Source organism: Pseudomonas sp. NIBRBAC000502773 (assembly GCF_006517195.1).
In the GTDB taxonomy this organism is placed as follows: Bacteria; Pseudomonadota; Gammaproteobacteria; order Pseudomonadales; family Pseudomonadaceae; genus Aquipseudomonas; species Aquipseudomonas marginalis.
Genome location: NZ_CP041189.1, coordinates 3,650,554 through 3,673,433 on the forward strand (window position 1 = coordinate 3,650,554; position 22,880 = coordinate 3,673,433).

The 22,880-nt window shown below is 59.0% G+C and carries 6 protein-coding genes; 3 read left to right on the plus strand and 3 right to left on the minus strand.

Annotated features, from left to right (window positions below):
- Positions 1 to 37: 37 nt before the first annotated feature.
- Positions 38 to 1,390, minus strand: a complete 1,353-nt coding sequence (locus NIBR502773_RS16890) for a TolC family outer membrane protein (protein WP_065941140.1) — start codon at positions 1,388 to 1,390, stop codon at positions 38 to 40.
- 347 nt (positions 1,391 to 1,737) lie between these two features.
- Between NIBR502773_RS16890 and NIBR502773_RS16895 the strand changes: the two genes are divergently transcribed.
- Positions 1,738 to 18,267, plus strand: a complete 16,530-nt coding sequence (locus NIBR502773_RS16895; protein ID WP_141156502.1) for a retention module-containing protein — start codon at positions 1,738 to 1,740, stop codon at positions 18,265 to 18,267.
- Positions 18,268 to 18,389: 122 nt separating this feature from the next.
- Positions 18,390 to 18,728, plus strand: coding sequence for a tryptophan synthase subunit beta (locus NIBR502773_RS16900; protein ID WP_065940728.1), 339 nt, complete (start codon positions 18,390 to 18,392; stop codon positions 18,726 to 18,728).
- A 56-nt stretch (positions 18,729 to 18,784) separates the two neighbouring features.
- Here NIBR502773_RS16900 and lapD read toward each other — a convergent pair whose 3' ends face one another.
- A complete protein-coding gene (lapD, locus tag NIBR502773_RS16905) occupies positions 18,785 to 20,731 on the minus strand; it encodes a cyclic di-GMP receptor LapD (protein WP_141156503.1) in 1,947 nt (648 codons plus the stop codon).
- Between the two features lie 11 nt (positions 20,732 to 20,742).
- The gene (gene lapG / locus NIBR502773_RS16910) at positions 20,743 to 21,459 is read right to left on the minus strand and encodes a cysteine protease LapG (RefSeq protein WP_083236467.1); all 717 of its coding nucleotides are present in this window, start codon (positions 21,457 to 21,459) and stop codon (positions 20,743 to 20,745) included.
- A 266-nt stretch (positions 21,460 to 21,725) separates the two neighbouring features.
- Between lapG and bcsQ the strand changes: the two genes are divergently transcribed.
- Positions 21,726 to 22,688 carry a cellulose biosynthesis protein BcsQ gene (bcsQ, locus tag NIBR502773_RS16915; RefSeq protein WP_141156504.1) on the plus strand — a complete coding sequence of 321 codons (963 nt, stop codon included), beginning with the start codon at positions 21,726 to 21,728 and terminating at the stop codon, positions 22,686 to 22,688.
- Positions 22,689 to 22,880: the final 192 nt, after the last annotated feature.

Consider the following 22,880-nt stretch of genomic DNA (forward strand, 5'->3'; position numbering starts at 1 on the left):
TCTCTTAAACGGTTGTGTGGTCCAACGCCGTCAAGAATCAGTTCATCCCTGGCAGGTTTACCGACGGTTTAATATCGTTCTGCACAACTGATGCCAGCGGGGCAACCACACCCTGACTTCTCAGCAGTTGGCCCATGTCGGCCTTGATTCGATACTGGGTGTAGATATAGAGGCTTTTGATTTGTGCCAAACGCTGTTGAGCGGTGAACAGTTCGTTCTCGCTGTCGAGCAAGTCGAGCAGTGTACGCTCACCCAGGCTGAACTGCTGCTGGTATGACGTGCGCACTTTGGTGCTGCGGTCGACGTATTGCTGTGCGATCGGCACCTGCTGGCTGGCATTGTTATAGGCGTTCCATGCCAGGCCCAGCTCTTCGTTCAACTGGCGCAGGGCGTTGTTGCGGATGTCCAGCGCCTGAGTGGCCTGGGAGGCCTTGGACTGCAGGCTGGCCTTGTCGCTGCCGCCGTTGTACAGGTTGAACTGCATGTTCAGCATGGCGGAGTAGCCATTGTCATGGCCTTCTTCGCCGCCGATGTTGTTGTTGGCCGAGCGTTGCAGCACCGCATCGAAGCGCGGGTAGAAGGTCGACTTGGCGGCTTCGTACTGCTTTTCGGCAGCCGCGATGTCTGACTCGGCAGAACGCAATACCGGGCTGTCCGCGATCATCTCACGGCGTGCCTGATCCAGGCTGGCCGGCAGGGCGGTCACAATACCCATCGGCTTTTCCAACTGGTCCGGCTCTTTGCCGACCACGCTCAGGAAATTGGTGTTTGCGTCCGCCAGGTTGGTCTGCTCGGTGATCAGGTTGTTTTGCGCCTGAGCCAGGCGGGCCTCGGCCTGGTCCATGTCCGCCATCCTGCCCACGCCGCGGCTGGTACGCAGTTTGATCTGGTCAAAAATGCGTTCGTGGCTTTTCAGGTTGTCTTCTGCCAATTGCACCATCTCGCGACGGGTCAGGACATCCAGATAAACCTGGGCGACCGTCAGTGCGGTGCGCTCGGACGTATTGAGCAGCGCATACCCACGGGAGTTGGCGGTGGCTTGTTGGCGGCCGACTTCGTTAATGGTGCCAAAGCCCTGGAACAAATTTTGTTGCAGGCGGATGGTCGATTCGCCGCGGTTCAGGGTTTTCCAATCATGGCTGTTGCTGGCGGCGCGGGTCGAGGTGTTGTCGGAGCTTTCACGGCCATAACCGCCCAACACGTCGACTTTAGGCAGATAACCGCCCTGGGCCTCTCTGACCTGGTAGTCAGCGGCTATGCGCGCATTGATAGCTGCCTGGATCTCCGGGTGGTTTTCCACAGCGCTTTGCATTGCCTCGGGCAGGGTCTGCGCCTGGACGAAACTGGCGGCTAGAGCAAAAGGCATAGCTTTAAAAAGTTGCAAACGCATTTTGGTGTTTCCCCGGGGATTGGTTGCCTGAAAAACCGCAACAAAATTGGAATATTGCATTGGAGTGGCAACTCGAAACGCCCGTTTTTCTTGGGTGCCGAAGGGCGTAAACAGAAAGTCGCGAGGCCGCTTAAATATCAATGTGACATTACTGGGCGGATTGTTTAGGATGACGCCCAATAGGTCAATACCTTGACGGAAAAGTAATTTGATGAACCAAACAACAAATTATTGACGCCAAAATAACCACGCAAAATGTAAGTACTCCAGCTATCGATCGGCAAAGAGAAAGAAGCCGGTCTCCATGATGGATACCATTGAACGGTAATACACGGAGAGTCTTTTTTATGAGCAGCGTTGCGGTCGTCAAAAGCATTGTCGGTCAGGTGTTTGCGGTTTCCCCTGAAGGGATTCGTCGTCTGCTTGTAGAAGGGGATCGCTTGTTCGCTGGGGAGCAGGTCGACACCGGCCCGGCAGGCGCCGTGTCTCTGGAACTGGCCGACGGCCGTATTCTCGATCTGGGCCGTGACAGTCAGTGGAGCGCGAACGCTCCTGACTCGGTGACCGACCTCAGCGCCGCCACTGCTCAAGCCGCACCGTCTGTTGCTGAACTCCAGCAAGCCATCGCTGCCGGCGCCGACCCGACCCAAGATCTCGAAGCCACTGCCGCCGGCCAAACCGCTGCTGGTTCAGACGGCGGTTCCGTAGGTGGTGGTCACAGCTTTGTTGTGCTGGACGCCACGGCTGGCGTGGTTGACCCCACCATCGGCTACCCGACGACCGGCTTGAATGCCGCTGATGCGGTGAACACTGTTCTCACTGGCGCCGACAATAATGGCGTCGACCCACGCAACGTCACCATCACCCTGACTGCCACGCCAACCATCACCGAAGCCGGTGGTGTTGTGGCCTATACGGTGTTTATCACCCAGGCGCCGACCAGCGACCTCACCGTGACCTTGTCCAACGGCCTCGCTGTCGTGATCGCCGCCGGCCAGACCTCGGGTGTGCTGAACGTCACGTTTGCCGGTAATGACACGCCTTACCTGGACGCTTCGTCGATTTCCGCGACCATCGCCGGTACCTCCGGCGGCGGCAACCTGATCATCACCACCGACCCGACGCCGGCGGTGACGCAGATCAACGACACCATCGACACCACCACCGTCACCCTGACTGCGACTGCATCGGTGGATGAGGGCGGCAAGATCGTCTACACCGCGACGGTGACCAACGCGGCGCAGACCGACGTTGTCATCAAGCTGTCCAACGACCAGACCATTACCATCGAAGCCGGTAAAACCACCGGTACGGTCAGTGTCGACACACCTGCCAACCTGGCGGATGGCAAAGACCTTACCGTCAGCGCCACCATTACCAGTGCCACCGGTGGTAATTACGAGAACCTGGCGATCAATCCTGCGCCGGCCACTTCCACTGTTGTTGCTGTGGATGATCCCAGTGTCTTGGTTGCCGATACCAACACGATTGTCGAAGATAGCGTCGCTACCGGCAACGTACTGAGCAATGACAGCGACATTGATAACGTATTGACTGTCGCGACCTTCAACGTGGCGGGTACCACCTACAACGCGGGCCAGACCGCGATCATTGCAGGCGTGGGCAGCATCACGATTGGTGCCGATGGCGCGTATGCGTTTACGCCGGTCAAGGATTACAGCGGCGAAGTGCCGCAGATTGGCTACACCACCAATACCGGCTCGAGCAGCACGTTGACGGTGACGATTACACCGGTCAACGACGCGCCCGTCATCAGTATTGCGCCGCAAACCCTCGATGAGAACGCCGCTACAGCGGGTACCGTCGCTGGTACTTTCACCGCGACCGATGCAGAAACACCACGCGAAGGCCTGACTGTCTCCTTCACCGGCAACAGCAACGCAGACGGCTACTACAGCCTGTCCGGCAATAACGTTGTACTGACTCAAAAAGGTGCTGACTTCGTCAACGCCGGCAATCAACTGCCGAAAATCGACCTGACCGTCACTGATCCTGAAGGCCTGAACTCCAACGGCACTGGCCAGCCGACCGTTACTCTGCACAACGACGTGCCAGTGATCGCTGTTACCCCGGAAACCATTGATGAGAACTCCGCTACTGCGGGCACCGTCGCTGGCCGCTTCACTGCGACCGATGAAGAAACCCCTCGCGAAGGCCTGACTGTTTCCTTCACCGGCAACAGCAACGCAGACGGCTACTACAGCCTGTCCGGCAACAACGTTGTACTGACCCAGAAGGGCGCTGACTTCGTTAACGCCGGCAATCAACTGCCGAAGATCGATCTGACCGTCACTGATCCTGAAGGCCTGAACTCCAACGGCACTGGCCAGCCGACCGTTACTCTGCACAACGACGTGCCAGTGATCAGCGTTGCACCAGAAACCATTGATGAAAACTCCGCTACAGCGGGCACCGTCGCTGGCCGCTTCACTGCGACCGATGAAGAAACGCCACGCGAAGGGTTGACCGTCTCCTTCACCGGCAACAGCAACGCGGATGGCTACTACGCCATCGTCGATAACAACGTCGTGCTAACCCAGAAAGGTGCCGACTTCGTTAACGCCGGCAATCAACTGCCGAAAATCGATCTGACCGTCACTGATCCAGAAGGCCTGAACTCCAACGGCACTGGCCAGCCGACCGTTACTCTGCACAACGACGTGCCAGTGATCGCTGTTACCCCGGAAACCATTGATGAGAACTCCGCTACTGCGGGCACCGTCGCTGGCCGCTTCACTGCGACCGATGAAGAAACCCCTCGCGAAGGCCTGACTGTTTCCTTCACCGGCAACAGCAACGCAGACGGCTACTACAGCCTGTCCGGCAACAACGTTGTACTGACCCAGAAGGGCGCTGACTTCGTTAACGCCGGCAATCAACTGCCGAAGATTGACCTGACCGTTACTGATTCAGAAGGCGCCAGCTCCAACGGCACCGGTCAGCCGACCGTCACTCTGCACAACGATGTGCCGGTGATCGCCATCGCGCCAGAAACCATCGATGAAAACTCCGCTACAGCGGGCACTGTCGCTGGCCGCTTCACCGCGACCGACGAAGAAACGCCACGCGAAGGCCTGACTGTTTCCTTCACCGGCAACAGCAACGCAGACGGCTACTACGCTATCGTTGATAACAACGTTGTGCTGACCCAGAAGGGCGCGGACTTTGTTAACGCCGGCAATCAACTGCCGAAGATCGACCTGACTGTCACCGACCCTGAAGGCTTGAACTCCAACGGCACCGGCCAACCGACCGTCACTCTGCACAACGATGTGCCGGTCATCAGCGTTTCCCCAGAAACCATTGATGAGAACTCCGCTACTGCGGGCACCGTCGCTGGCCGCTTCACTGCGACCGACGAAGAAACACCACGCGAAGGCCTGACCGTCTCCTTCACCGGCAACAGCAACGCAGACGGCTACTACAGCCTGTCCGGCAACAACGTTGTACTGACCCAGAAGGGCGCTGACTTCGTTAACGCCGGCAATCAACTGCCGAAGATCGATCTGACCGTCACTGATCCTGAAGGCCTGAACTCCAACGGCACCGGCCAGCCGACCGTTACTCTGCACAACGACGTGCCAGTGATCAGCGTTGCACCAGAAACCATTGATGAAAACTCCGCTACAGCGGGCACCGTCGCTGGCCGCTTCACTGCGACCGATGAAGAAACGCCACGCGAAGGTTTGACCGTCTCCTTCACCGGCAACAGCAACGCGGATGGCTACTACGCCATCGTCGATAACAACGTCGTGCTAACCCAGAAAGGTGCCGACTTCGTTAACGCCGGCAATCAACTGCCGAAGATCGATCTGACCGTCACTGATCCTGAAGGCCTGAACTCCAACGGCACCGGCCAACCAACCGTTACCCTGCATAACGACGTGCCGGTCATCAGTGTCGCCCCGGAAACCATCGATGAAAACTCCGCCACCGCGGGCACCGTCGCTGGCCGCTTCACTGCGACCGATGAAGAAACCCCACGCGAAGGCCTGACTGTTTCCTTCACCGGCAACAGCAATGCCGACGGCTACTACGCCATCGTTGATAACAACGTTGTGCTGACCCAGAAGGGCGCTGACTTCGTTAACGCCGGCAATCAACTGCCGAAGATCGATCTGACCGTCACTGACCCTGAAGGCCTGAACTCCAACGGCACCGGGCAACCGACCGTTACTCTTCACAATGACGTGCCAGTGATCAGCGTCGCGCCAGAAACCATCGATGAGAACTCCGCTACGGCGGGCACCGTTGCTGGCCGCTTCACCGCTACGGACGAAGAAACGCCACGCGAAGGCCTGACTGTCTCCTTCACCGGCAACAGCAATGCCGACGGCTACTACGCCATCGTTGATAACAACGTTGTGTTGACTCAGAAAGGTGCAGATTTTGTTAACGCCGGCAATCAACTGCCGAAGATCGATCTGACCGTCACTGATCCTGAAGGCCTGAACTCCAACGGCACTGGCCAGCCGACCGTTACTCTGCACAACGATGTGCCGGTCATCAGCGTTTCCCCAGAAACCATTGATGAGAACTCCGCTACTGCGGGCACCGTCGCTGGCCGCTTCACCGCGACCGATGAAGAAACCCCTCGCGAAGGCCTGACTGTCTCCTTCACCGGCAACAGCAATGCCGACGGCTACTACGCCATCGTTGATAACAACGTTGTGTTGACTCAGAAAGGTGCAGATTTTGTTAACGCCGGCAATCAACTGCCGAAGATCGATCTGACCGTCACTGATCCTGAAGGCCTGAACTCCAACGGCACTGGCCAGCCGACCGTTACTCTGCACAACGACGTGCCAGTGATCAGCGTTGCACCAGAAACCATTGATGAAAACTCCGCTACAGCGGGCACCGTCGCTGGCCGCTTCACCGCGACCGACGAAGAAACCCCACGCGAAGGCCTGACTGTCTCCTTCACCGGCAACAGCAACGCAGACGGCTACTACAGCCTGTCCGGCAATAACGTTGTACTGACCCAGAAAGGCGCCGATTTCGTCAACGCCGGCAATCAACTGCCGAAGATCGATCTGACCGTCACTGATCCTGAAGGCCTGAACTCCAACGGCACTGGCCAGCCGACCGTTACTCTGCACAACGATGTGCCGGTCATCAGCGTTTCCCCAGAAACCATTGATGAGAACTCCGCTACTGCGGGCACCGTCGCTGGCCGCTTCACCGCGACCGATGAAGAAACCCCTCGCGAAGGCCTGACTGTCTCCTTCACCGGCAACAGCAATGCCGACGGCTACTACGCCATCGTTGATAACAACGTTGTGTTGACTCAGAAAGGTGCAGATTTTGTTAACGCCGGCAATCAACTGCCGAAGATCGATCTGACCGTCACTGATCCTGAAGGCCTGAACTCCAACGGCACTGGCCAGCCGACCGTTACTCTGCACAACGACGTGCCAGTGATCAGCGTTGCACCAGAAACCATTGATGAAAACTCCGCTACAGCGGGCACCGTCGCTGGCCGCTTCACCGCGACCGACGAAGAAACCCCACGCGAAGGCCTGACTGTCTCCTTCACCGGCAACAGCAACGCAGACGGCTACTACAGCCTGTCCGGCAATAACGTTGTACTGACCCAGAAAGGCGCCGATTTCGTCAACGCCGGCAATCAACTGCCGAAGATCGATCTGACCGTCACCGACCCAGAAGGCGCCAGCTCCAACGGCACCGGTCAACCAACCGTCACCCTGGTCGACGACACCCCAACCGCCGCCGATAACCATATCGAGAGCAACGAAGACACCCCAATCGAGCTGACCTGGGGGACTTTTGGCGTACACGATGAGGATTCCACGAGTCCGGCAGTGGTGTTCACCAGCCTGCCTGCCGGTTCCATCGAATACAAAGTCAACGGTGAGTGGGTCAAGCTCACCACGGCCGATCTGAAAACCGACACCTCGCCGGGCAAGGCCTTCACCCAGGCTGATTTCGATAACCACGACGTGCGTTACAGCCCGGCGGCCAATGAGTCGGGCGACAACAGCTTCGGCGGCACCGGCGTGGGTAACAAGCAAGGTGATTACACCGAGCTGAAGTTCCAGGCGACTGACGGCAACTCCTACAGCGAGACCAAAACCATCACCGTGGATATCCACCCGGTGACGGATGTGCCAATCCTGAACATCGGCCAAGTGCCAACCGGTTTGACCATTCAAACCTGGACCGGCAGCAACCTGCCAGGTGCCTTGGGCACCAATGGCCAAGGCGTCACCGAGTCCAGCACCCTGATTAAGGTGATCAACGCCCAAACCGCTGATAGCGCAGCCTCCACAGGCGTGACCAGCAATGTGAGCAACGGGAATGTGGCCGAAGGCACCGCGACCAAAGTGTCGGGCCTGGTTTACCTGGAAGCCGGTCAGAGCTACACCTTCACCGGTACTGCCGACGATAGCCTGGCAATCACCGTGGGCGGGAAGCTGGTCGCTTCCGAGACCTGGAGCCAGGGCAACGGGATTGGCGGGTCGTCCTATACGCCGACCGAGTCGGGTTATTACACCCTCGACATCTACCACTACAACCAGAACGGTCCGGGCAACTACGACGTCAACGTGTCGATCAACAACGGCCCGTCGGTGTCGCTGGGCAGCAGCGGTGTGCAGACCTACACCAGTGCAGCAGCATTGGAAGCCGCCGGCATGGTGCTCGGTGACAGCCATGTGGTGAATGGCGAAGGCTATTACACCGGCAACGTCTACAACCACGGCCTGGAAGACACCGCGATCAAGATCGCGCCGATTACTGCCACGTTTGTCGACAACGACGGCTCGGAAGCCCATAAGGTTGAAATCAGCGGCTTGCCGGAAGGCGCCGTACTCACCGATGGCACCACGGGCCATAGCATCGTCTCGACCGGCGCGAACACGCTGTACGACGTGAGCACCTGGAACCTGAGCACCCTGACCGTTACACCGTTCAAGGATTCCACGGCCAGTTTCGACCTGACCGTGACGGCTACGGCCAAAGAGTTGAGCACCAACGTTGAAGAAGTCACGACCGGCAAAATCAGCATCGTGGTCAAGGCGGTCGATGACGCCCCGGTATTGGGTAACGGTTCGACCAACGCATTTGGCGACACCTACATCGAAGGCAAGCCAGGCGGCTACGTTGCCGCGAACCTGACCATCACCGACGTCGACAGCGACACCCTGAAAAGCGCCAAAGTTACGCTGGTCAATCACTTGACCGACGACGTACTGATCGCAGATGTCAGCAACACCAAAATCACCGTCAACTATGACAAGGGCACCGGCGTACTGACCCTGTCCGGCGAAGCCACGAAGGCCGAATACCAGGAAGTCCTGCGTTCTGTGCACTTCGCCAGCGAAAGCGAAGACCCGAGCCCGGCCAATCGCAACCTGACCATCACCGTGAACGACGGCCATTCGGACTCGGCTCCGGTGACCTCCGTGGTCTACGTGGTTCCGGTCAACGATAAACCGGTGGTCAGTTTTGACAGCACCACGTTTGTCGAGCAAAAAGCGGCGGTGGCACTGGTCGACAACCTGAGCATCACAGACGTCGACAACAAAACCTTCAGCAAAGTGGTGGTCACGGTTGATCACCTGGTGTCCGGTGACCTGCTCAGCAACGCCGACGTGCTCAAGGCGCTCGCCATTGCCGGTATCACCATCACCGAAAGCGGCAGCGCCGCCGATGGAAAAATCATCTATACCCTGACCAGCAACTCGCCAGCCGGTAGCAGCGCTGCCGACTTCATCAAGCTGGTTGAAGCGATCACCTTCCAGGCCCCGGGTAACAATCCGGTTGGCACTGATCGCACTGTCACTATCGACGTCACCGATAACGGTGGCGGTAACCTCGACCGTGAGCAGCCGGAAATCGCCAGCGCCACTGGCAAGGTCACCGTCGAGCTGTTCAACGACGCCCCGACTGCATCGGCTAACGCGGCCGGTGCTGACGAAGACCATGCGGCCACGATCGTCCTGAGCGGCGCCGATGTGGACGGCTCCGTCGCCAACTTCGTCATCAAGACGTTGCCGGATAACGGCAAGCTGTACAGTGACGCCAGCCTGACAACCGAACTCAAAGTCGGCGATTCGGTACCCGCGGGTGCCGATGGCAAGGCGGCGGTCTACTTCTCCCCGACTGCTGACTGGAGCGGCACAACGTCGGTCACCTTCACGGCGGTCGACAACGGCGGTAAAGCCAGCGCTGAAACCACTGCCCCAGTGACGATCGCTCCGGTCACCGACGCGCCGTACCTGAACCTGCTCGGTGGCGGTACCGTCACCTCGATCAACTTCGACAGCGCGCACCTCAACGGTTCGTGGAGCACCGTCGCTGTCGGCGATGCCAACAATGCGGTCGGCAATGGCGCCACTCCAGCCACCCAATGGTTGACCGGTAATAGCGACGGCAAAGTCGAAATCGGCCAAAGCAGCATTTATGGCGTAGAAACCCCAGGCAACAGCCAGGTCATCGAACTCGAGAAAAATGCCGGCGACGACGCCAGCCTGTACACCATCATCAAGGCCGAAAGCGGCACGGCGTACAGCATTTCGGTGGACTACTCCCCGCGCGCCGGGGCTGAGACCAATTCGGTCATCGATGTGTTCTGGGGCGGCGTCAAAGTCGGCACCCTGGACACCACCGTCGTTGGCATGAAAACCTACACCTTCGTGGTGCCGGTCACCGCTGACGGTGATGCCAAGCTTGAACTCAAGGCCCCGGCCGGCGAGACCAACAACTCCCTCGGCGGCGTGTTGGACAACATCAGCGTCACCCAGGTGCTGAACACCGGCCTGGAAGACCACGCCATCAAGTTGTCGGCCATCGACGCTTACGCCACCGACAAGGATGGTTCCGAGACGCTCAAGCTGGAAATCAGCGGTATTCCGGAAGGCGCGACCATCACCGATGGCAAAACGGGTCATACGTTTACTGCCAGCGCTGACGTTCACAGTGTCGACATCAGCCTGTGGGACAAGGCCACTCTGGTCTTCACCCCGGCACAAAACGCCAATGGCCTGGTGAACCTCACGGTGACCGCCACTGCGCAGGATGGCGATGCTGCTGCGGTTTCCAAGTCGATCACGCTGCCGATCAATGTGATTGCGGTCAACGATCTGCCCGTCATAGATGTCGTGGCGAACCCGCTGCAGGAAGGTGCCGTGGCGGAAGGCACCGTTGCCGGTCACTTTACCGTCAGCGATGTCGAGACACCGGTTGCTGAGCTGAAAGTCGGCTTCACCGGCGACAGCAACAAAGATGGCTACTACACCCTTCTTGGCAATGCTGTGGTGTTGACCCTGGCGGGTGCAAACTTCGTCAACGCGGGTAATAAGCTGCCTGCGATTGATCTGACCGTGACCGATGCCGATAAAGGCAGCTCGCACGCTACTGCCACGCCGGATGTGACGTTGGTAAACGACGTGCCGCTGATCAGTGTCGCGCCAGTCACCATTGATGAAAACTCTGCCACAGCGGGCACCGTCGCTGGCCGCTTCACTGCGACTGATGAAGAAACACCACGCGAAGGTTTGACTGTTTCCTTCACCGGCAGCAGCAATGCGGATGGCTACTACGCCATCGTTGATAACAATGTTGTGTTGACCCAGAAGGGCGCGGACTTTGTTAACGCCGGCAATCAACTGCCGAAAATCGACCTGACCGTTACCGACCCAGAAGGCGCCAGCTCCAACGGTACCGGTCAACCAACCGTTACCTTGCATAACGACGTGCCGGTGATCAGCGTCGCGCCAGTCACCCTCGACGAGAACTCTGCTACTGCGGGTACCGTCGCTGGCCGCTTCACTGCGACTGATGAGGAAACGCCACGCGAAGGCCTGACTGTTTCCTTCACGGGTAACAGCAATGCTGACGGCTACTACAGCCTGTCCGGCAACAACGTTGTACTGACGCAGAAGGGCGCTGACTTTGTTAACGCTGGCAATCAACTGCCGAAGATCGACCTGACGGTTACCGATCCTGAGGGGCTCAGCTCCAATGGCACTGGTCAGCCTACTGTCACCTTGCATAACGACGTGCCGGTGATCAGCGTCGCACCGGTCACCCTCGACGAGAACTCCGCTACAGCGGGCACTGTCGCTGGTCGCTTCACTGCGACTGATGAAGAAACCCCACGCGAAGGCCTGACTGTTTCCTTCACGGGTAACAGCAATGCTGACGGCTACTACAGCCTGTCTGGCAACAACGTTGTGCTGACCCAGAAGGGCGCGGATTTTGTTAACGCCGGCAATCAACTGCCGAAGATTGATCTGACGGTTACCGATCCAGAGGGGCTTAGCTCCAATGGCACTGGTCAGCCTACTGTCACTCTGCATAACGACGTGCCAGTGATCAGCGTCGCGCCAGTCGCCATCGACGAGAACTCTGCTACTGCGGGTACCGTCGCTGGCCGCTTCACTGCGACTGATGAAGAAACCCCACGCGAAGGCCTGACTGTTTCCTTCACGGGTAACAGCAATGCTGACGGCTACTACAGCCTGTCTGGCAACAACGTTGTGCTGACCCAGAAGGGCGCGGATTTTGTTAACGCCGGCAATCAACTGCCGAAGATTGATCTGACGGTTACCGATCCAGAGGGGCTTAGCTCCAATGGCACTGGTCAGCCTACTGTCACTCTGCATAACGACGTGCCAGTGATCAGCGTCGCGCCAGTCGCCATCGACGAGAACTCTGCTACTGCGGGTACCGTCGCTGGCCGCTTCACTGCGACTGATGAAGAAACCCCACGCGAAGGCCTGACTGTTTCCTTCACGGGTAACAGCAATGCTGACGGCTACTACAGCCTGTCTGGCAACAACGTTGTGCTGACCCAGAAGGGCGCGGATTTTGTTAACGCCGGCAATCAACTGCCGAAGATTGATCTGACGGTTACCGATCCAGAGGGGCTTAGCTCCAATGGCACTGGTCAGCCTACTGTCACTCTGCATAACGACGTGCCGGTCATCAGCGTTTCCCCAGAAACCATCGACGAGAACTCCGCTACAGCGGGTACCGTCGCAGGCCGTTTCACCGCGACCGATGAAGAAACGTCTCGCGAAGGCCTGACTGTTTCCTTTACGGGCAACAGCAACGCAGACGGCTACTACAGCCTGTCCGGCAACAACGTTGTACTGACGCAAAAAGGTGCTGATTTTGTTAACGCCGGCAATCAACTGCCGAAAATTGATCTGACGGTTACCGATCCAGAGGGGCTCAGCTCCAATGGCACTGGCCAGCCGACGGTCACGCTGCATAACGACGTGCCAGTGATCACCATCGCGGCCAATACCCTCGATGAGAACGCTGCTAAAGCGGGCACTGTCGCCGGTACCTTCACGGCCTCCGACGAAGAAACGCCGCGCGCGGGTCTGACGATCACCTTCACCGGCAACAGCAACGTAGATGGCTACTACAGCCTGTCCGGCAACAACGTTGTGTTGACGCAAAAAGGTGCCGACTTCGTTAACGCCGGCAACCAACTGCCGAAGATCGACCTGACTGTCACTGACCCTGAAGGCTTGAACTCTCACAGCACTGGGCAGCCGACCGTCATCCTGCACAACGACGTGCCGGTCATCAGCGTCGCGCCAGTCACCATCGACGAGAACTCTGCTACTGCGGGCACCGTCGCTGGCCGCTTCACCGCGACCGATGAAGAAACGCCGCGCGCGGGTCTGACGATCACCTTCACCGGCAACAGCAACGCAGACGGTTACTACAGCCTCTCCGGCAACAACGTTGTACTGACGCAAAAAGGTGCTGATTTTGTTAACGCCGGCAATCAACTGCCGAAAATTGATCTGACGGTTACCGATCCAGAGGGGCTCAGCTCCAATGGCACTGGCCAGCCGACGGTCACGCTGCATAACGACGTGCCAGTGATCACCATCGCGGCCAATACCCTCGATGAGAACGCTGCTAAAGCGGGCACTGTCGCCGGTACCTTCACGGCCTCCGACGAAGAAACGCCGCGCGCGGGTCTGACGATCACCTTCACCGGCAACAGCAACGTAGATGGCTACTACAGCCTGTCCGGCAACAACGTTGTGTTGACGCAAAAAGGTGCCGACTTCGTTAACGCCGGCAACCAACTGCCGAAGATCGACCTGACTGTCACTGACCCTGAAGGCTTGAACTCTCACAGCACTGGGCAGCCGACCGTCATCCTGCACAACGACGTGCCGGTCATCAGCGTCGCGCCAGTCACCATCGACGAGAACTCTGCTACTGCGGGCACCGTCGCTGGCCGCTTCACCGCGACCGATGAAGAAACGCCGCGCGCGGGTCTGACGATCACCTTCACCGGCAACAGCAACGCAGACGGTTACTACAGCCTCTCCGGCAACAACGTTGTACTGACGCAAAAAGGTGCTGATTTTGTTAACGCCGGCAATCAACTGCCGAAAATTGATCTGACGGTTACCGATCCAGAGGGGCTCAGCTCCAATGGCACTGGCCAGCCGACGGTCACGCTGCATAACGACGTGCCAGTGATCACCATCGTGGCCAATACCCTCGATGAGAACGCCGCTAAGGCGGGTACTGTCGCCGGTACCTTCACGGCCTCCGACGAAGAAACGCCGCGCGCGGGTCTGACGATCACCTTCACCGGCAACAGCAACGTAGATGGCTACTACAGCCTGTCCGGCAACAACGTTGTGTTGACGCAAAAAGGTGCCGACTTCGTTAACGCCGGCAACCAACTGCCGAAGATCGACCTGACTGTCACTGACCCTGAAGGCTTGAACTCTCACAGCACTGGGCAGCCGACCGTCATCCTGCACAACGACGTGCCGGTCATCAGCGTCGCGCCAGTCACCATCGACGAGAACTCCGCTACTGCGGGCACCGTCGCTGGCCGCTTCACCGCGACCGATGAAGAAACACCACGCGAGGGCCTGACTGTTTCCTTTACCGGCAACAGCAACGTAGACGGCTACTACAGCCTGTCCGGCAACAACGTTGTGTTGACCCAGAAGGGCGCCGACTTCGTTAACGCCGGCAACCAACTGCCGAAGATAGACCTGACTGTCACCGACCCTGAAGGCTTGAACTCTCACAGCACTGGGCAGCCGACTGTCATCCTGCACAACGATGTGCCGGTGATCAGCATCGCGGCCAATACCCTCGATGAGAACGCTGCTAAAGCGGGCACTGTCGCCGGTACCTTCACGGCCTCCGACGAAGAAACGCCGCGCGCGGGTCTGACGATCACTTTCACCGGTAACAGCAACTCGGACGGCTACTACAGCCTGTCCGGTAACAACATTGTGCTGACCCAGAAGGGCGCGGACTTCGTCAACGCCGGCAATCAACTGCCGAAGATCGACCTGACCGTCACCGACCCTGAAGGCCTGAATTCCCACAGCACCGGGCAGCCGACCGTGATTTTGGTCGACGACACTCCAACCGCCAGCAACGGCTACATCCAGAGCAACGAAGACACCTCGGTCGAACTGACCTGGGCCACCTTCGGCGTCAAGGATGAAGACTCCGCTAACCCGAAAGTGGTGTTCACCAGCCTGCCTGCCGGCGCCATCGAGTACAACGTCAACGGCACGTGGGTCAAACTCACCACCAACGATCTGAAGACCGATACCTCGGCGGGCAAGTCGTTCAGCCAGGCTGACTTCGATAACCACAATGTGCGTTACACCCCGGCAGCCAACGAGTCGGGCGACAACAGCTTCGGCGGCACCGGCGTGGGTAACATGCAAGGCGATTACACCCAGCTGAAGTTCCAGGCTACCGATGGCAACTCCTACAGCGACACCAAGACCATCACTGTGGATATCCACCCGGTGACGGACGTTCCGGTCGTGACGGTCGGCGCATTCGGCGCTGTGCCGACAGGCTTGACCATTCAAACCTGGACCGGCGGCACCCTGCGCACTGATTTGGGGACCAACGGTAACGGTGTGGTCAACTCCAGTGACCTGATCAAGGTGATCGACGCCAAGACCGCTGCGAGTGCTGTCTCCACGGGCGTGACCAGCAGTGTCAGCAACAGCAATGTGGCGGATGGCACCGCGACCAAGGTCTCTGGCCTGATCTACCTGGAAGCCGGCAAGAGCTATACCTTCACCGGTACCGCCGATGACAGCCTGGCAATCACTGTAGGCGGCAAGTTGGTCGCCAGCGAGACCTGGAGCAAGGGCAGCGCGATTACCGGGACGGCCTATACGCCGACCGAGTCGGGCTATTACACCCTCGATATCTACCACTACAACCAGGCTGGCGCGGGCAACTACGACGTCAATGTGTCGATCAACAATGGCCCGTCGATGTCGCTGGGCAACAGCGGCGTGCAGACCTACACCAGCGTGGACGCGTTGAAAGCGGCCGGTGCGGTCCTCGGTGACAGCCACGTGGTCAATGGCGAAGGCTATTACACCGGCTACGTCTACAACCGTGGGCCGGAAGACACCGCCATCAAGGTCGCGCCGATTACCACCACGTTTGTCGACAACGACGGTTCGGAATCCCACAAGGTGGAAATCAGCGGCTTGCCGGCAGGCACCGTGATTACCGACGGCACCACGGGGCACAGCATCACCTCGACTGGCGCAACCACGCTGTACGATGTCAGCACCTGGAACCTGAAAACCCTGGCGGTTACACCGTTCAAGGACTCCACCGCCAGTTTTGATCTGACCGTGAAAGCGACGGCCAAAGAGTTGAGCACCGGCGTTGAAGCGGTGACCACTGGCAAAGTGAGCATTGTGGTCACTGCGGTCAATGACGCGCCAACCCTGGACCTGAGCACCGTCGACGGCTCTGTTGCCACTGGCTTCAGCACCTCGTACACCGAACGCGGCACCAACGGCGTTGCGATTACCGGCAATGTGGCCATCGCTGACGTCGACAGCACCCAGATGCAAAGTGCGACCATCACCCTGAAAAACGCCAGTTCGGGTGACGTGCTCAGCTCCAACCTGGTGGCAGTGGGCGGTACCTACAAAGGCGTCACCGTGACCAGCGTCGGCACCGACGTCAGCGGCAAGATCGTGCTGACCCTGTCGGGTGTGGCGGATGCAGCGACCTACAAGGCGCTGCTCGAGTCGTTCCAGTATTCCAGCACCAGCAAGTACCCGGCCATTGGTGACCGCACCATCGACATCGCCGTGACTGACAATGAAGGCAGCAACAGCCTGAGTTCGTCAGTGGCGACGACGACCATCACGGTCAAGCCCCAGGTCTACACCCCTGTCACGGAAGGCGGTGCGGCGGCGGATACCATCGACCTGGGCTCCAGCTCGGCCAACAACATCGTGGTCGGCGACAAGGGCGGTATCACCACCCCGGGCAGCAACTACAACATCGCGTTTATCGTCGACACCTCGGGCAGTATCGGGTCGAGTGCGATGTCGTCGATCAAAACCCAGCTCTCCAGCATTTTCGATACCTTGATCGCCAACGCCAAGCTGGCGGGGTCGGGTGTGGTGAAAGTGCTGCTGGTCGACTTCGATACCAAGGTTGAATCCCAAGTGTCGGTCAACCTGGCCGACCAGGCTGCCGCCAAGGCTGCCCTGCAGGTCGTGTTGAACAATATGGCCTCCAACCCGAGCGACGTGACCAATTACCAGGATGCCTTCAACGCGGCGACGGCCTGGTTCAAGAGCAGTGACGCTACCAGCAACGCCGGTGCAAAAAACCTGACGTATTTCATTACCGACGGTGAGCCGAATGTCTACAACGCCACGTATGACAACATCAGCCTGGGGTATACCAGCTCCTGGTGGGGGTCCAACGTTACCTTTGACAACAAGGTCAACGGCTACACCTACACCCTGGGCCAGACGACTCCGGTCACCGCAACGATCTACGGCCAGACGCAGGTCATCGTCGACAAGGATGGCAAGGTCTACTCGTACGACTCGTACGGCACCAAGACCTTTGAAGGTTATGTTGTGTCCGATGGCCGTGGTGGTTTCGACGTCGCGGGCGCTGCCGGCAACTCCGGCCGTTATGACTACGCGCTGGAAAACGCCAAGGCCGCTTACACGGCGTTGACGACTGCGGTCTCGGGCGGTGTTGAAGTACAGGCCATCGGCCTGGGCAACAACGTCGATAAGGACATGCTCCAGAAGTACTTCGATACCGACAAGACGGTCAGCACGATCGACACCGCGAAACTGGCGGATACCATCACCGGCCATACCGCCGATGCGGGTGCCGACAGCGTTTCCGGCGGTTCGGGCAACGACATCATCTTCGGTGACCTGATCAGCTACAAAGGCCAGGAAGGCAGTGCGGCACTCAAGGCGTTCGCCGCCGAGAAGCTGTCCACCACCGTCGACCAGATCGATGATCGCACCTTGCATCAGTACATCACCGAGCACGTGCAGGACGTCGGTGCACTGGCCAACGCGTCGAACATCTATGGCACCAATGATGGCGGCGACACCCTGATCGGCAATGCCGGCAACGACATCCTGTTCGGCCAGGGCGGCAACGACACCCTCTCCGGCGGTGCCGGCAACGACATCCTGGTGGGCGGCAAGGGTAACGACATCCTGACCGGCGGCGCGGGTGCAGACACCTTCGTATGGCTCAAGGGCGACACCAACACCAGTGGCGGCTTCGATCGCATCACCGACTTCAAGCACGGCGAAGGCGACAAGCTGGACCTGTCCGATTTGCTCCAGGGCAATAACGACAACAACTTGTCCAGCTACCTGAAGCTGACCACCGACTCTGCGGGTAATTCGACGTTGAGCGTCAGCAGCACCGGGTCGTTCACGGCGTCGGGTGGCGGCACGGCTGATGTCACCATCAAGGTCGATGGCGCCAACTGGGGGGCTGGCAGCTCCGCGATCAACAATCTGATCGCGGGTGGCGACTTGACCGTCAAACACCACGACTGATCACCCACGGGGCGTCAATCTTTCGAGATTGGCGCCCCGTTGGCATCGGCTTCGGAAAAATGCGTGTAATCTCTGGGGGCCGTGCGCGGCGCCTGCAGGGATTTTTTATTGGGAGAACGTTGATGTTCTACGTGCAACGCGATCAACACAACGCTTTGATTCGCGTCGAGGCGCAGGCCTACGCGGAAGCCACCGAGACGCTGCCGGCTGACCATCATGAGATTCAGGCGTGGTTTGCCGATGATCTGGTCGACAACAGCCTCAAACAGCTCAAGCAAAGTGACCTTGAGATGATTCGAGTGCTGGATGACTTGATCCAGGTACTGATCACCAAGAACGTGATGAGCATCACCGACTTGCCGCCGGCAGCACAGGCCAAGTTTTTGGAGCGTACCCAGGCCAGGGCGGCGTTGGGTGGCTTGAGCGAGTTGATCAATGACGATGAAACCGGTTTGATCTGACGCCCACGCACCTCCTTCACGGCGTACCCGTCAAGGAGGCACGATGCGTCAGTGCTTCACTTCCAGGGCGCCGGTTCTCCGACCAGTTGGCCTTGCACGCCTTCAATACCCATCTCGCGAATCACTCGCAACTCACCCTCGGTTTCTACTCGCTCGGCAATCAGCGGCAGGTCAATGCTGTGGGCGGCGCGCTGGATCGCTTCGATAAAGAAGCGCTTATGGCTTTCCTGGTCGATGGCTCGGATGTAGCTGCCGTCGATCTTGAGGTACGCCAGGCCCAGGTTCGCCAGGTTGCCGATCATGCTGAAGCGGCCACCGAAACGTTGCAGGCCGAGGCTGTACCCCAGGCTGCGCATACGGCGGGTAAGACGCTCCAGCTGGGTTTGCTCAGGCACTTGCTCTTCACCGATCTCCAGCGTCAAGCGCGGCCCCAGAGCCGGGTGCTGGGCCAGGCGTTCGAACACCCGCTCCAGGGCCTGTGGGTCATTCAAGGTCGCGGCCGAGAGGTTCAGCGCCACCGCTGGGGTGTGCTGCGTCAGGTGCTTGATCACCAGGTCGAGCATCAGTTGATCGAGGCGCGCGGTCCAGCCGAAGCGCTCCAGCCAAGGCAGGAAGTGGCCGGCCGCGATGGTCTGGCCCTGATTATCGAGCAGGCGGGACAGCACCTTGTAATGCAGCACCTGTCGGGTGTCGCTGCTGCTTACTACGGGCTGGAAAAACAAACGGAAGCGCCCTTGGTTCAGGGCGTCGTCGAGCAATGTGTGCCAGCTGTGCGGGTCGTCGCTGGTGGTGCCCGTGGTCTGGTGTTCCAGGCACACCCAGCTTTGGCCAACGCTGGCTTCAGCCTGGGCCAGTGCCTGGTCGGCCAGCATCAACAGGTCTGCCGAGGCATCGCCGGGGTTGTACGGCGCCAGCCCGATGAAGGCCACGGTCGACAGGTCGGTGGCGCCCGTTTCGTGCAGGCTTTGCAGGGTGCTTTCCAGCGCCTGGGCCAGTTGCAGCGCTTCGTCCCGCACCAGGCCCGGGGCAAGCACCGCGAACTCGCCACCTCGACTGCGGGTGATCAGGTTTTGGGTTTCCGGGTATTTGGCACAGGTTCGCACCAGCTGCTGGCTGACGGCCTGCAACAGTTGGTCGGTACGCTGCCCGCCCAGGCGCTGGTTGAGACCGCTCAAATCGTTGACCCGCAACATCAGCAGGTAGCCCGAACTGGACTCTTCGAGATTGCTGACCCGCGATTGCAGTTGCATCTCGAAGTAGCGACGGTTGGCCAGCCCGGTCAGGCTGTCCTGGTAGGACTCCACCCGCAGCTTCTCGCTGCGCTCGGTCTGCTCGTGGAACAACGCCTTGAGCTTCTCCACCATCTGGTTCATGGCCTGCACGACGCGGCGCAATTCGGGGGTGCGGGGCAGGTCGGGCAGGCTGAGGAACTCGCGACGCGCAATGGCGTGGGACTGCTCCACCATATAGTCCAACGGCTTCAACTGGCGGCGCAGCAACAGCGCGCCCAATACCGCACTTACGGCACCGCAGATCAGCAGCCAACCCAGGCTGCCCAGTGCGCTTTGCCAGAGTTTTGCCAGGGCAAACATCGGGTGACTGACCACTTCAACCCGTGCCGCCTGCTGCCAGCCACGGCTGACGATGGCATCGCCGCCGGCCGGCGCCAGGCCGATCATCTTCACGAACCAGGCCGGTACGCTGCTGGCGTCCGGCTCGGCGGCACGCTCCACCAGCACCTGGTTATTGCTCAGGTCCACCACGCGGATGCTTGCGTAGTAGCCACTGTCAAAGATCGAGCTGACCATCAGTTCGGTCATCGCCGGGTCGTCGATGTTCGGCGTCAGTGACAGTGCCAGCGCAGTGGCCGCGTCCTGGGCGTGGGAGCGCAGTTGGTTGACGTACTGGGTACGCGAACTCTCCAGGCTGACGATGAAGCTACCGCTGAACGCGACCACCAGGAACACGCAGATAGCGATCAGCAATTGTTTGAACAGTGACATCGTAGCTCCTGTTAATTATCCGAACTGGTCGGAAACCCTTCTGCGCTCATTTTCTTCAAGACGTCCTGCCAGCGTGACAGGCGCTTGGTATCACCGACTTTTTTGTTGCCCGCAGCGCCCGGCAGCCACAGCCCTTCGCCGTTAAACGCATAAACGGGCAGCAGGTCCGGACGTTGGCTGGCAGGCAGGATGGGGTCCATCAGGCTGTCCAGCACCAAGGGCATGGCTTCGGGGCTTGCATAGTATGTCAGCACCATATGCGCACGGTTCTGGCGCAAGGCCTTGACGTAGGTTATGCGCAGCTTCTCGGCCGGTACGCCCAGATGCCGCAGGCTGAAGTATTTGGCGATGGCGTAGTCTTCACAGTCGCCTGCGCCTTTCCACAGGGATTGAATGGGGGTCGCCCAATAATCAATCTCGTGCCACAGGTCGATGTCTTCCTCGTAGTGCAACTGGCGGTTGAAGAACAAGTTCACTACTTTGAGCTGCTCGGCCTCACTTACCTGCTTTTGCGTCGACAGCAATTGTTGCCACGCATCGATGCGCTGACGCCCGGGGCCCAGTGGCCCGTAAAGCGACTCGGCGCGGCGGCTGATCTGGCTGAAATCCCAATCGGCGAGCAAGTCGCCCAGCAGGCCGCCACCCAGCAACAGCGTGATGGCAAGACCGTACAGAATCCGCGGGAGTTTAAAGCGTAACGCCACTGCGATTACCCAAGCTTGCAGCATTGAAGGTGCGGCAATGGTGCGGTGATACTGGGTAAAAAACAATGGCACGATGAAATCACCGCCATTGAATTGGAGTAAATATGCGTCAGGAAATTGGCCTTTTTCCGCTCGTCCGAAAGGGTTGTGTTGGTTTCATCAAAATAATGACACCTCGTTAGCGCTGTCACAGAATATGGCAACTAAGACGCCTACAAAAAGACCTGCGGTGAAGCCTCACCTTGCCGCCCTTTCACGTCTTTAAATGGCGCTGTTAAGGAGCTCCGGCTATGAGCCGCACTGATGATCTATTTGCCTTGTTCGGCAAGGGCGTTTCCCGGGACCCCACGGGAAGAAATGCGCGCTTGCACTTTTTTGGCAGCATTCCGTTCGATGATGGCACTCGGGTAAACCACAAAGAGGGTTCGCGCCTAAGTAGTGCTCAGGGGACTTATGCCCATGAACATCCACAAAATGAACCATTGAGCGCGCTGCGCCCGACCGTTGTGGCGTTGGTGTCAGTCAATGGTGGCGTGGGCCGCAGCACCCTGGCTACGGCTTTGAGCAGCGGCCTGCAGCGTCTGGGTGAGTCGGTCGTGGCGGTGGACCTGGATCCCCAGAATGCCTTGCACCAGCACTTCGGTGTCGATCGTGAGCTACCCGGCGTGGGCCGTAGCAGCCTGCTCAACAGACCCTGGCAGAGCATCCTGCAATCGGGGTTCGCCGGATGTCAGGTTATCCCCTTTGGCGACACCGACACCCAACAGAAGGAGAACCTGCAACGTTGGTTGACCCGTGAACCGAAGTGGCTGGCTCAGCGCCTGTCGGTAATGGGGCTGAGTGAAGGGCATACGGTGATCGTCGATACCCCCGCAGGGAACAACGTTTATCTCCATCAGGCGTTGAGCGTGGCCGATATTGTGCTGGTGGTCGCCCAACCGAATGCCGCTTGCCTCGGCACGCTGGATCAATTGGACGCACTGCTGGCGCCCCACCTTGAGCGTGAACGCCCACCCCGTTGTCACTTTGTGATCAATCAACTGGACGAAAACTCGGCGTTCAACCTGGATATGCTCGATGCCTTCAAGCTGCGTCGAGGCGAATACCCATTGGAAGTCGTCCACCGTGATCCGGCGATCAGCGAAGCCCTGGCCTTTGCGGCCGACCCGCTGGCCGGCTCGGTCCCGAGCCTGGCCGGTGACGATATCAGTGAACTTTGCCGGTTATTGATCGCCCGTAAAAAGCGCGCCTAAAGCACGGGTTATATGCTTGACGCCAGATGCTTATGCACAATCGGTGGGGTACAGGTGTCACGAAACTGCTGTTTTGTGCAACCGTTCTCAACACGCCGCAACTGCCTGTTTTACGTGCGTTTTATTGTATGAACAAAAAATGAACAGCGTGGCTTTTTGCCGGTAGCGTAGATGGCTACAGGCTTTGTAAAG

Excerpts from the sequence above, each read along its gene's own strand:
- NIBR502773_RS16890 (WP_065941140.1), bottom strand. The coding sequence starts at position 1,390 with ATGCGTTTGCAACTTTTTAAAGCTATGCCTTTTGCTCTAGCCGCCAGT.
- NIBR502773_RS16895 (WP_141156502.1), top strand. The coding sequence starts at position 1,738 with ATGAGCAGCGTTGCGGTCGTCAAAAGCATTGTCGGTCAGGTGTTTGCG.
- NIBR502773_RS16900 (WP_065940728.1), top strand. The coding sequence starts at position 18,390 with ATGTTCTACGTGCAACGCGATCAACACAACGCTTTGATTCGCGTCGAG.
- lapD (WP_141156503.1), bottom strand. The coding sequence starts at position 20,731 with ATGTCACTGTTCAAACAATTGCTGATCGCTATCTGCGTGTTCCTGGTG.
- lapG (WP_083236467.1), bottom strand. The coding sequence starts at position 21,459 with ATGCTGCAAGCTTGGGTAATCGCAGTGGCGTTACGCTTTAAACTCCCG.
- bcsQ (WP_141156504.1), top strand. The coding sequence starts at position 21,726 with ATGAGCCGCACTGATGATCTATTTGCCTTGTTCGGCAAGGGCGTTTCC.